Source organism: Bradyrhizobium iriomotense (assembly GCF_018130765.1).
Lineage (GTDB): Bacteria > Pseudomonadota > Alphaproteobacteria > Rhizobiales > Xanthobacteraceae > Bradyrhizobium > Bradyrhizobium iriomotense_A.
In genome coordinates, this window is the sequence record NZ_JAFCJZ010000016.1 from 45,032 (window position 1) to 57,381 (window position 12,350).

The 12,350-nt window shown below is 61.2% G+C and carries 12 protein-coding genes; 8 read left to right on the forward strand and 4 right to left on the reverse strand.

The genetic code is table 11. From position 1 onward, the window contains the following. Positions 1–103: 103 nt before the first annotated feature. From JQ635_RS25380 to JQ635_RS25390, 3 genes are all read left to right on the forward strand, one after another. A complete protein-coding gene (locus JQ635_RS25380; protein WP_246583744.1) occupies positions 104–847 on the forward strand; it encodes a GntR family transcriptional regulator in 744 nt (247 codons plus the stop codon). Positions 848–1,004: 157 nt separating this feature from the next. After that, positions 1,005–2,309, forward strand: a complete 1,305-nt coding sequence (locus tag JQ635_RS25385; protein ID WP_211412502.1) for an MFS transporter — start codon at positions 1,005–1,007, stop codon at positions 2,307–2,309. Between the two features lie 2 nt (positions 2,310–2,311). Then, on the forward strand, positions 2,312–3,160 hold the full coding sequence (locus tag JQ635_RS25390; protein ID WP_211412503.1) for an alpha/beta fold hydrolase: 849 nt from the start codon (positions 2,312–2,314) through the stop codon (positions 3,158–3,160). Between the two features lie 99 nt (positions 3,161–3,259). Here JQ635_RS25390 and JQ635_RS25395 read toward each other — a convergent pair whose 3' ends face one another. Further along, positions 3,260–4,327: an ABC transporter substrate-binding protein gene (locus tag JQ635_RS25395; protein ID WP_246583757.1), complete on the reverse strand. Its 1,068-nt coding sequence runs from the start codon at positions 4,325–4,327 to the stop codon at positions 3,260–3,262. A gap of 182 nt (positions 4,328–4,509) precedes the next feature. On the opposite strand from JQ635_RS25395, the gene JQ635_RS25400 reads away from it, so the two are divergent. After that, on the forward strand, positions 4,510–5,397 hold the full coding sequence (locus tag JQ635_RS25400; protein WP_211412505.1) for a LysR family transcriptional regulator: 888 nt from the start codon (positions 4,510–4,512) through the stop codon (positions 5,395–5,397). 506 nt (positions 5,398–5,903) lie between these two features. Here the strand turns inward: JQ635_RS25400 and JQ635_RS25405 are convergent. The 3 genes from JQ635_RS25405 to JQ635_RS25415 are packed head-to-tail and all read right to left on the reverse strand — an operon-like array spanning position 5,904 to position 8,685. After that, positions 5,904–6,806 carry an SMP-30/gluconolactonase/LRE family protein gene (locus tag JQ635_RS25405; RefSeq protein WP_211412506.1) on the reverse strand — a complete coding sequence of 301 codons (903 nt, stop codon included), beginning with the start codon at positions 6,804–6,806 and terminating at the stop codon, positions 5,904–5,906. Continuing rightward, positions 6,803–7,975: a M24 family metallopeptidase gene (locus JQ635_RS25410; protein WP_211412507.1), complete on the reverse strand. Its 1,173-nt coding sequence runs from the start codon at positions 7,973–7,975 to the stop codon at positions 6,803–6,805. Before JQ635_RS25410 ends, JQ635_RS25405 begins: the two co-directional genes overlap by 4 nt. A 50-nt stretch (positions 7,976–8,025) precedes the next feature. After that, entirely contained in the window at positions 8,026–8,685 is a 660-nt protein-coding gene (locus JQ635_RS25415; protein WP_211412508.1) for a GntR family transcriptional regulator, read from the reverse strand. Between the two features lie 227 nt (positions 8,686–8,912). On the opposite strand from JQ635_RS25415, the gene JQ635_RS25420 reads away from it, so the two are divergent. From JQ635_RS25420 to JQ635_RS25435, 4 genes are all read left to right on the forward strand, one after another. Then, positions 8,913–9,932 carry a TRAP transporter substrate-binding protein gene (locus JQ635_RS25420; protein ID WP_211412509.1) on the forward strand — a complete coding sequence of 340 codons (1,020 nt, stop codon included), beginning with the start codon at positions 8,913–8,915 and terminating at the stop codon, positions 9,930–9,932. A 74-nt stretch (positions 9,933–10,006) separates the two neighbouring features. After that, entirely contained in the window at positions 10,007–10,516 is a 510-nt protein-coding gene (locus tag JQ635_RS25425) for a TRAP transporter small permease (protein ID WP_211412510.1), read from the forward strand. Between the two features lie 22 nt (positions 10,517–10,538). Continuing rightward, complete coding sequence (locus JQ635_RS25430) at positions 10,539–11,819, forward strand: TRAP transporter large permease (RefSeq protein WP_211412511.1); 1,281 nt, start codon at positions 10,539–10,541, stop codon at positions 11,817–11,819. Between the two features lie 30 nt (positions 11,820–11,849). Continuing rightward, complete coding sequence (locus JQ635_RS25435; protein WP_211412512.1) at positions 11,850–12,344, forward strand: type II 3-dehydroquinate dehydratase; 495 nt, start codon at positions 11,850–11,852, stop codon at positions 12,342–12,344. The last annotated feature ends 6 nt before the right edge of the window (positions 12,345–12,350 follow it).

Here is a 12,350-nt window from a genome sequence, read left to right on the forward strand (position 1 = left end):
CACCTGGGCGTTTCCCGTCTTGCAGCGTTATGATGCTTCTCGCCTTAGAAGGAAAAAGGTCATATGTCTAGCCTATTGATTATTTTGACCCAGCAGTCCTGCCATGCCTAGCCGCACAATGTCCCCGGTCAAGCCGGACCTCTCGCGCAGCAACGTTGCCCGGTATGTCCAGCTGGCGACGCTGTTTCGCCGTCACATCGAGTCCGGCCATTGGCCGGCAGGTGGTCAGATCCCGACAGTCGACGAATTGGCTGCGCAACATGGCGTGGCGCGCGCCACCATTCGCCAAGCGCTCGGCATCCTCGAGAGCGATGCCCTGATCAGTCGCTTTAGGGCGAAGGGGACTTTCGTCAACGCGCAAAAGCGCCAACATCTTTGGCTCGACATGACCACGGATTGGCGCGGGCTTCTGAATGCGCGAGAGGGCGCCGTCATCGAGGTGCTGGAAGAGGAAGATGTAAGCCTTTTACCGCGGCGTTTTCACGATATCGGCACGCCGACGTCACGATATCGACGGCTGAGGCGGCGTCATTCGCGTGAGGGGCAGATCTTCCTGGTGGCCGACGTGTTCATCGATGCGGAGTTCTTTCCCCTCATCCCCCGTGAAGCTCTGAGCAGCACGACGGCGATGCGTCTGGCGACCTTCTTACCGCGCAACATCAGCCACGCGCATCAGACGATCGTCATCGGCGCCGCCGATCTCGAAATGTCCGCGCTGCTCGAGCTTCCGCTGAACGCGCCTGTGTGCCTCGTCGATCGATCGGCCGTCGATGATCGAGGACGCCTCATTCTCTTGTCCAAGGGAGTCTATCGGGGGGACCTCGTTCGTCTGGACATGCGGCTCTAATAACGCGCCGCTAGACAAGCTTAGCCCTATAGTCCATATTTATGGCATAAAGATTTAACGGCCCGCCACGAGCGCGGCCGAACGGGAGGGCGCGCGTGTGACGGACAGAACCATCGATATGCCGGGTCGCCATGAGGTGGATGCGACGTTTCGCAAAGTGGCCTGGCGCCTCGTTCCGATCTTGATGCTGGCCTATGTGCTTGCCTTCATCGATCGCGGCAATGTCGGGTTCGCGAAGCTGCAGTTCATGGGCGATCTGCGTTTCAGCGAGGCGACGTTCGGCCTCGGCGGCGGCCTTTTCTATCTCGGCTACAGCGTCTTCGAGATACCCAGTAATCTGTGGCTCGCCCGCATCGGAGCGCGGACCACGCTGCTGCGCATCATGGTGTGCTGGGGGCTTTGCTCGGCGGCGCTCGCCTTCATGACTGCGCCTTCTCACTACTACATTCTTCGTTTTCTGCTGGGCGCCGCCGAGGCTGGCCTGTTTCCGGGGGTGCTGTTCTATCTCACCACCTGGATTCCACCATCGCGCCGGAGCCAATTCACCGCGCTGTTCATGTCTGCGATTGCCATCTCCGGCATCGTCAGCGGGCCCTTGTCAGGAGCGATTCTCGGCGCGACGGACGGGCTGCTTGGCCTGAAGGGCTGGCAATGGCTGTTCCTCATAGAGGGATTGCCTTCGGTGCTGACGGGCATCGTCATCTACTTCGTGCTCGCCGACAGCCCCCAGACGGCGAAGTGGCTCTCGGCGCGCGAGGTTGCGATCATCACTGCCGAATTGCAGAGCGAAGCGAATACGGGCCAGCAACAGCGTCAGCATCATTTTGCAGCCGCTCTGCGCGATAAACGCCTGTATCTTCTCGCCGGCATGTCGGTCGGACTGATCGCGGGCGGCGCCGGCATTCCGCTTTGGCTTCCGACCATTCTCCGGGGATCCGGAATTCACGACTCGCTCACAATCGGTCTCTTCTCTGCCATCCCGTACATTGTCGCCGTGGTCGTGCAGCAACTCGTTGCACGAAGCTCCGACCGTTTGCGCGAGCGTCGCTGGCATGCCGCCGTGCCGGCGCTGCTTTGCGCCATAGGATGGGTGTTGCTCCCGCAGGCGTTGGGTCATCCCTGGATTGCAATCGGCCTGCTCACGGTCATGACCTCTGGATATCTCGGCGCCACCGGTCCGTTCTGGACGATGCCCAGCCTCTATCTCTCGGGAACGGCCGCAGCCGGCGGGATCGCCTTGATCACGACTTGCGGCGGCATCGGCGCGTTCTTCGCGCCGACATTGGTCGGGTGGATGACCACCGCAACCGGCTCCTTGACCTACGGGCTGTACTCCTACGGCGCGATGATGGCGCTCGGTGCCATGGTGATGCTGATGGGAACGAGCCCCGTCAGGCCCGCAATCGCCACTCCGCCTGCTCACGAGCTTCGGTTGGCGGTCAAGCAGCACGCTGATTCCTGAACATGACCACAGCACGAGTTGGCCGCGTTGCGGTGACGGCGGCGCTGGCTCTTCATCTTGCCACCGCATCCGCCGCAGAAGGCCCATCGCGGCATATCGTCGATGTTGGCAGCGCCAAGATCGAGGTAACCGCTGAGGGGCAGGGACCTCTGATCGTCCTGCTCCCATCCACCGGTCGCAGTTCGGACGACTTCGACGTGCTCGCTGGCGGACTCGCGAAGGCCGGCTTTCGGGTGCTGCGCCCTCAACCGCGCGGCATCGGCGGCAGTATCGGGCCGATGACGGACGTCAGCTTCCACGATTTCGCCAATGACATTGCAGGGATCATCAAGCACGACGGCGGTGATCCCGCCATCATCGTCGGGCACGCCTATGGCAATTGGATCGCCCGCACCGTGGCAACGGACTATCCGCAGCTTGTCCGCGGCGTCGTGTTGATGGCGGCGGGTGCGAAGACTTGGCCACGCCAGCTTAGCGATGCCATCACCACGATCAATGATCGCAACCAGCCGACGGCGATACGATTGAAGGCGTTGGAATTCGCCTTCTTCGCTCCAGGCAACGATGCATCGTCGTGGCTAGAAGGGTGGCACAAGGATGTCACCGAGAGCCAGCGGGCTGCGGGCCTCAACACGAAACGAGAATCCTGGTGGTTGAGCGGCACGGCACGCATACTCGATTTGCAAGCCGCGGATGACCCATTTCGGCCGCGTGACACGACTGACGAGCTGAAGAACGATCTGGGCGACCGCGTGAGCGTGGTCGTGGTGCCAAACGCCAGTCACGCTCTTCCCGCTGAACAGCCTGCGGCCGTCGTCCAAGCCATCGTCGCATGGGCGCAGGACCTCTAAAGCTGGTCCTATCGAGCCAGCCGCGTCGAGCACGACAGCGTAGGCGGCTGTCCGCCAGCTGCAGCCGCAAGCTGGCGGATCCTCATTAGTCGGGATCTCTCAGGCGCCCGGTCGCTGTCCGAGCCAGCCGGGGCTTGGCTCGCCCTTCACTTCACCGAAGTAGATCGCGAAGGTCTGGCGCCACCGTTCGACGAGGGCCCGATCTTCCATGAACCGCGGAAACTCGGCGAAATGGGAGTTGGCATAGTCCCAAACCGGCTTCAGGCCGCCTTGCGGCTGCACGTCAGTGCGAACGGACCAGCCGTTATAGGCCTTGCGCTGGTTCTCCTCCGAAATCTGCCAGTTCATGTACAGCTTGGCTGCGGCCTTGTGCGGCGCGTCCTTGAGGATTGCTGCGCGCTGGCCCCACGCAAGGAACGGATGCCCGTCCGCAATCGCCCATTTCACCGGTGCGTTCGCCGGTGTGGTCAGCGATCCGGATCCGCCGACGCCGACGGCTTTCTGATGCTGAGAGATGGCGAGGCCCGGCGAATGCGTGCCGCGCGCAAATTGCAGGCCTTGATCCGCCAGCTTCTGGATCCAGTCCCAGCCATAGGTCTCCGCATACAACTTGTAGAGAAAGAGCACCGCGTCATCGTCGCTCGGATATGAAGACGCAATGCGCCCGCGCCATTCCGGATTTGTCAGCTCCTTCGGAGATGCGGGCGGTTTTCCGTCGACAGCGGACGGATCATACAGGTAGCTGAATGCGATGATGCCGATCGCCATCCAGGCGCCGTCCGGATCCCGGAGAGAATCCTGGACCTTCGAAAATCCGGCAGGCTTGTAGTTGAGGAGGCGCCCCTCCTTCTTCCAGCGACCAAAATCCTGCAAGGTTTGCAGCTGCACGACGTCGGGTATCACCGAATGGGCGGCGAACTGACGATCGAGACGGACATCGTGGTACTTGCTGTAGTCCACGATGATCGAAATGTTCATTTTCGGGAAACGGGCCAGGAAGCCCTTTCTGTTGTTGTCCTGCTGCGTCGGCGTATCGCCGCCCGCGTAGACCACGAGGTTGCCGCCTTCGGCAAGCGCCTCCTGATACAGTTCATCCAGGCTGCGCGTCTCGGCTCCGCCGCGCACGGCCGCGGCCGGCGTTGCGGCCAGAGCATGATCTGCCGCCATCACCAGAGGGACGGTCAGCGCGGTCGTGAGCAGGCTGCGCCGATCGAGTTGGCTCGATCGTAACGTATCTTTCATAGTGATGACCTCGATAATTATCTTGTAAAATTATTGTCTTAGATCGAATGTTGCGGCGCAACTCAAATTGGCTTGGGTATTGTATCATTCAGAGTTACAAATCAGCCGTGACCAGATTTCGTGAACTTGAAGCGTTTATTCTGACCGTGGAGCGCGGAAGCCAGACATCGGCGGCCGCCGCGCTCGGAATGTCCCGCATGGCGGTAAGTCGTCTCGTCAGCCAACTTGAGGAGCGGACGGGGCGCCCATTGTTGACCCGCACCACGCGCAGCCAATTGTTGACCGAAGCTGGCGAACGCTTGTTGCGTGAAGCAAAAAATATCCTCGATAGCTACGACCGCGCGCTCTGCGATGGTCTCGACACGCACCGATCCAAAATTCGCGTCGGCGCGCCAATCTCATTCGGGCTGCGCCGCCTCATGCCGATACTGAGGCAATTCAGCGCGATGTACCCTGAGATCGAGATCGAGTTGATGTTGAGCGATCGTCTTGCGAACCTCGCGGAAGAGGGTTTGGATATCGCCGTGCGCATCAGTAACCGACACGATCAGGCCCTCAGTACGAGGTTTCTGACCCATTCGCGAACGGTGATTTGCGCCGCGCCGTCCTATCTCAACCAACTCGGGATGCCGAAAATTCCGATCGACCTGACGAAGCACAACTGCCTGCGCTATACGTCAGCGGAGCATGGCCATGATTGGGTTTTGCGCGACGCCGACGGGAAGGCTCACCGGGTGCCCATCAAAGGCTCACTGAGCTGCAACAATGGCGACGCGTTGGTAGCGGCGGCGGTCGCAGGCACGGGGCTGGTCCTCCAGCCCTACTTCCTCGTGGCGGATGAACTCGCTGATGGACGACTGGTCCAGCTGCTTTCTTCCTACAAGACGAAGCAGTTTTCCGTCCAGCTGGTCACGATTCCGACAGCGCGTCCCCGTGCGGACATCGCCAAGCTTTCGGATTTTCTTTTTGAGGCGATGCGGCCCGCGAAATACTAGTCATGGGACAGAGCACCGCGATGCCGTGCTTGCCACGTTGATCGCACTGAGCTGTTCGCATTTTGGCAAATTTTGAGAAAGTTCCCGGACGCAAGCAGAGCGAGATCAATCTGCTCTTCGATGAGGCCGATGCGTCGTTTGACGGCCCCAAGCAATCTCACCCACGTCACTAGCCCTCACTGGATTTAGAACGTGCCCGGATAGGCGCCGCCGTCGATTAGGATGTTTTGGCCGTGATGTAGGGGCGTGGGCGGCACAAAGGAAAATACAAGCCTCGCCGAACTCCTCGGGACGTCCGAACCGCTTCGTCGGGTTTGATAGCCTGATTTCCTCGGTAACTTCGCCGATTTGACGCCCGGTGTTCTTGGCCAGGGCAAATAGGTTCGACTTGAGCCGGCCGGTGTCGAATGAGCCGGGCAATAGATTGTTGACCGTCATGTTGTGTTCCGCGACCGAGCGCGCGAGTCCCGCAACTCCGCCGCCTTCTCCTTGATGACAGCAGGAACTCAGAACCTGTCGGCGAAGCGGTGTTCTGGAAGACCTTGCCCAATCCCGTGAATGGCGAGAACGTGACCCGCCTGGGGCTCACGGTTCAACTGCTGACGATCCAGAAACTTCCTGGCCGTCGTGACATACAGCGTCTTGAGATCGCGACCTCCGAAGCACAGGCAGGTCGGATTGGTCACGGGCAACGGGATGATGGTGTCGATCCGCCCGTCCGGGCGATAGCGCGCGATCCGGCCACCCGCGAAGAAGGCCGTCCATAGCCCGCCGGCAACGTCGACGCAGGCGCCATCAGGCCTCTCGCCGGAAGCGCTGTAATCCGCGAACAGGCGCCTGTTCTGGATCGTGCCGTCGTCGAGATCGAAGTCGAACATCCAGGTGCAGTATCGCCGCGTGTCCGTGAAATAGAGCGTGCGGTTGTCAGGCGAGAACGCGATCCCGTTGGTCACGATGACGTCGTCGAACAAGCGCGTCACCTGGCCGTCGCCGGCGACGCGATACAGCGCGCCGTTCGGGCGATGCAGCTGATTGTCCATGGTGCCGATCCACAAGCGGCCGTGCGCATCCACGCGGCCGTCATTGAGGCGGTTGTCGAGGCCGCTTTCGACTGCGCAGAATTCAACGGGAGGAGGGTTGTCAGAGCCGCCACGAAAGAGACGCAGATCCTGCGCGAGCAGATGCGAGCCGACCGCCGTCAAGGCCTGGCCGCCGAGGAATTGGCAATCATCATAGGATGTGACGCGATGGGTGCCCGTCGCGGGATCGAAGGATTGATGCAGCCTGCCGTCGATGTCGATCCACCAGAGCTTGCGGGTCCGATCACACCACAACGGCGTTTCGCCGAGGATATCCGTGCTGGCGACTGCGGTCTCGATCCGATGCGAGGGAAGCGAAGCCGTAGTCATGCCGGAATCCGGTTCCAGCCACGCGCGCTATCGCCAAAGGCCTGATAGCCATCGGCCGTGACGGCGATCGTATCCTCGAGCTTGATGAAGCCCCGTCGCTTGTGCGGCAACGTGGTTTCGATCGAGATGATCATGCCGGCTTCGAGAGGCGCGCTGGCATCGTCGGCGGGATAGGGAATGGGACCGTTCGCCGTCAACCGTGGCGCTTCGTGGCTGACGATGCCCATGCCATGGGCGACGAAATGCATGTCCTTGCCATGGGCGGATTGTACCAGCGCCTCGTTCGCGGCGGCGTAGATGTTGCTGCCGACGAGACCAGCCCGTATCGGCGTGCGCGCGGCTTGCTGGATCAGGTCGACTTCCGCCAGGAGATCGACGAGTTCGCTATCGGGCTCCCCGTGCACGGCCATCCGGCAGAGATCGCCGATATAACCTCGGTAGTTGCCGCCCGAATCCAGCGAGGCGATATCGCCGGGCTCAAGACGCTGGTCGGAGGGCGCGCGGTTGAGGCTCGTCCCCATGGTCACCAGAGCGTATTCGAAGATCATGTCGCGGGACAGTTCGGCCCGGCGCAAAGAATCGATGATCTCGCGCTTGCTCTGGCCGGGGCGGGCCTGATTGGCCGCGTCCAGCATGGAGGCGACCACGCGCTCTGACGCTTCGCGGAGGATCTCCAGCTCGGTCGCGGTCTTGATGGATCGCAATTTCTCAAGGGGCCGCATCGCCTCGATGAACTGGCAATCGGACAGCCCCCGGCGCAGGACATCCGCCGCGTCAGTCGGCAGGAACGACATCTCGACGCCGACGCGAAGCGCTGATGTCGCGATTGCCTTCACATGCTTGAGCGCGAGCGTCATCGCCTCGACCGAGGTCGACGATCCGAACAAGACCGGCGGCATCCAGTAACCGGCATCGGCTCTGTTCTGGACGCTGTCCCGCTCGTTCCGGTTGGCGATATAGGCCGACTTGTCCGGCGCGCCTTTCACATAGACGAAGATGGGCAGATAGCGGCTGATGCCGATTGCTTCCATGTAGTCGAACTGGAAGTGATAGTACCCGCCGAGCAAGTACTGGAGGTTGTGCTTCGACGTGACGATCAGGACGTCGATGCCGAAATCGTCGAGTAGGCCGTCGAGCCTGGCCGTGGAGAACGGAATTTTCGCGCTCATCGATCGTTCTTCTGCGTTGACGACTTGATCTCGGGGGCAGGCGAGGGCGGTCAGCTGTCCTTCCAGGACGACAGGGCATGCGCGACGCAGCCGTTGATATGGTCGCTGAGAACGGCCCTGGCGTTCTTGATGTCACGCTTCAGCGCGCATTCCAGCAGCGCCTTGTGCTGGTTGATGGTCTCCGTGCCCCGATAGCGCAGCGCATAGCGGAAATATTTGTCGAACACGATGGCGTGGGTATGCATCAACTCGCGAGACCCGCAGCTCGAGATCAGCGCCTGGTGGAATTCGCCGTCGTAGCGCTTGCGCAGCTCGGGATCGTCGCCCTCCTTGAGGACGGTGCGTTCGGTCGCCGCCAGTTTGTGATGCGCGGACACCACGCGGCCCTCCCATTCGACGTCGCCGGCACGGAACGACTCGGCCATCGCGTGATGCTCGAGCAGGATCCGCAGCTCGGCAAGCTCGCGCAGGTTCTGAATCGAGATCGGCGCCACCTCGAAGCCACGCTGGCCTTCGGCGACGACGAAGCCCTCTGACGTCAGGCGATTGAGGATCTCACGCAGCGTCGAGATGCTGACGCCGTAATCTTCCTTCATGGCGTCGAGCTTGAGACGCCCCGATGGCGTGAGCACGCCGAAGATGATGTCGGACCGGATGCGCTGATAGCCGCTGTCGCCCGCCGACAAAGGTCGTTCCTCGAGTGCTGTCATGCCTTCTGATCCCGTTTGTCCGGATCGCCGGTCAACCCGCAGGCGACCGAACCATCAATGTTGCCAGCAATATAGCAGACTTCGACAATATGACGTCTATAGAAATATCATATGAAATGAAGATCATCGTTTGACATGGAAATATATGTATGATGTGTAAATAAACGGAGGGTGCGGAAAATGATGGCTTAAGCTGCCTTCGTGCCCGGTCGAACAGGGAGGAAATGATGAGCTTGTTGGTACGGGCGCTGTCTGCGACGGCGATCTGCGTGGCGCTGACGGTTGGTGCATCCGCCGCCGATGACATCCAGGAGCGGACGATCAGGTGGGGTCACCTGAACAACACCGATCACCCCGTCAGCTTTGGCGTGCAGAAGTTTGCCGAGATTCTGCTGGCGAAGAGCGGGGGCAAGATGAAGGTCCGTGAGTTCGCGGCCTCACAGCTCGGCAACGAATTGCAGCAGCAATCGGCGCTCCGCGGCGGCACGCAGGAGATGCTGTCGGCCTCGACGACCTCGCTCGCGACGGTCGTTCCCGAGTTCGGCCTGATCGATTTCCCGTTCCTCTTCAACACGACCGAGCAGGCCGACGCGCTCGCGACCGGAAAATTCGGCACGGCGATGCTCGATACCCTGCCGTCGAAGGGGCTGATCGGTCTCGGTTATTGGGGCCTGGGCTTCCGCAACGTCACCAACAGCACCCGGCCGATCACCAAGGTCGAGGACTTCAGCGGCCTCAAGCTTCGTGTGATTCCGAACCCGGTCTATCTCGAAAGCTTCAGCGCGTTTAAGGCGAACCCGGTGCCGATGGCGTTCGGCGAGCTGTACTCGGCGCTGGAGACCCGCACCGTTGACGGCCAGGAAAATCCCTACACGGTCATACTCTCCAACAAATTCTACGAAGTGCAGAAATACGTTTCCGCCACCAATCACACCTTCACGCTGAATATCATCCTGGTGAGCAAGGCGTTCTGGGACAAGCTGTCGCCGACCGAACAGCGCCTGATGCACGAAGCCTATCAAGAAAGCCGCGGCTACCAGAAGGAGCAGACGCGTCTTCAGACCGAAAAGGCCCTGGCGGAATTGCAGGCCAAGGGCATGCAGTACAATGCGATCGCCCCCGAAGAGACCGAGCGCATGCGCAAGGCGGTGCAACCGGTCACGGACAAGATCTCGGCCAATCTTCGTGTCGAGACAGTGAAGCTCTTCAACGACGAGGTCGAGCGCATCCGCAAGGACGTGAAGTAGTCGCCTTTCCATCACGCAGGCGGCGGAGCCGGCCACTGGCCGGCTCACACCCCTCATTTGCCTGGACGTCACGCATGGCACGAGCTCTCGACCTCTATTGCACGTTCCTGAAGGCCGTCATTGCCGCGTGCCTTGCGGTCATGGTGGTGCTGGTGTTCGGCAACGTCGTGCTGCGTTACGGCTTCAACTCCGGCATCACGATCTCCGAGGAGCTGTCGCGCTGGCTGCTGGTCTGGTTGAGCTTCCTTGGCGCAATCGTCGCGTTGCGCGAGCACGCCCATCTCGGCGTCGACACCCTGGTCCGGATGTTGCCGCCTTTCGGCAAGCGCGTCTGCTTCGTCATCAATTATTGCCTGATGTTGTTCGCCGACTGGCTGCTGCTCTCCGGCAGCTGGCGCCAGACCATCATCAACATCGACGATCGTGCGCCGGCCACCGGCCTGTCGCTTGGCATCTTTTACGCGGTCGGCGTGATCTTCGGCGTCTCGGCCGGGGTCATTCTTCTCTACGACCTCGTCCGCGTGCTGACGGGGCAGGCCAGCGAAGCCGACATGGTGGCAGTCAAGGAATCGGAAGAGCACTGATGCAAGCGATCGGGATCACGCCATGACGATTGCCGTCTTCACCTTTTCGCTGCTCGGTGCCATGGCGTTGGGTATGCCGATCGCCTTTGCGCTGATCGTCTGCGGCGTCGCGCTGATGAGCACGATCGACATGTTCGACGCCCAGATCGTGGCGCAGAACGTCATCAATGGCGCGGACAGCTTTCCGCTGATGGCCATTCCGTTCTTCATGCTCGCCGGCGAGATCATGAACAAGGGTGGCCTGGCCAAGCGTATCGTCAATGTCGCGCTCGTCGCGGTCGGACATTTTCGTGGCGGTCTTGGTTACGTCACGATCCTGGCATCCTGCATCCTCGCCTCGCTTTCTGGCTCGGCAGCGGCCGATGCGGCTGCGCTTGCGGCCCTGCTGGTGCCCATGATGGTGGCGGCAGGCCACAAGAAGTCCTATGCGGCGGGCCTGGTCGCGGCCGGCGGCATCATCGCGCCCGTCATTCCACCCAGCATCGGTTTCGTCATCTTCGGTGTCGCCGCCGGCGTCTCGATCTCGAAACTGTTCCTGGCGGGCATCGTCCCCGGGCTCCTGCTCGGGGCGGGGCTGTGCCTCGCCTGGGCGTGGGTGGTGCGGCGGGAGAATTTGACGCCGCCGCCGCGCGCCTCCTGGTCCGAGATCATGAAGGCCGTCGTCGACGGGTTCTGGGCGCTGATGCTGCCCGTCATCATCGTGGTCGGCCTGCGTTTCGGCATCTTCACGCCGACCGAAGCCGCGGTCGTCGTCGCCGTCTATTCGCTGTTCGTGGCGACCTGCATTTACCGCGAGCTGAAGCTTTCGCAGCTCTACGAGGTATTTGTCTCCTCCGCCGTGACGACCAGCATCGTGATGTTCCTCGTCGCGGCGGCGCTGGTGTCGTCCTGGCTCATCACGGTCTCGGAGATTTCGGCGCAGGTCGTCACTTTGCTGAAGCCCTTCATGGGCAACAACACGCTGCTGATGCTTGCGATCATGGTCGTGGTGGTGATCGTGGGGACAGCGCTCGACATGACGCCGACGATCCTGATCCTGACGCCGATCCTGATGCCGATCATCAAGGCGGCCCATATCGATCCCGTCTATTTCGGCGTTCTCTTCATCATCAACAATGCCATCGGCCTGATCACGCCGCCTGTCGGGGTCGTGCTGAATGTCGTTTGCGGCGTCTCTAGGATCAGCATGGAGGACATCATCAAGGGCGTCTGGCCCTTCATGATCGCGCAGCTGATCGTTCTGTTCGCGATGGTGTTGTTCCCGGGACTGGTGACGATCCCGGCCAAATGGTTCGGCGGCTAGTCACGCACGCTGACAAAGGAGAGGCGAAAAATGGCCGCTAAAATCATCATCCTCAATGGACCCAATCTCAATTTTCTCGGCATCCGGGAGCCGCACATCTATGGCCGGACAACGCTGAAGGAGATCGAGGCGAGCTGCCAGGCCCTGGCGGACCAGCTTGGCGTCTCGATCTCGTTCCACCAGTCCAACATGGAGGGCGAGCTCGTCAATCTGATCCAGTCCGCCCATGGCAACGCGGATGCGATCATCATCAACCCGGCAGGCTATTCCTTTACGTCGATCGCGCTGATCGATGCGCTGAAGATCTTCGAAGGCGTGAAGATCGAGCTGCATATTTCGAACATTCACGCGCGCGACGAGCTGCACCGCCACTCGATCACGTCGAGTGCCTGTACGTCGGTCATTTGCGGCCTGGGTCCGTATGGCTATATCGCCTCGATCCTGGCGGCCGTTCAACGGCTCGGACAATTGCCTGACACGATTCCGCCGGCCCTTCACGGGCTTGCCGCCGCCGGCAAGGCGTAAGGAGGA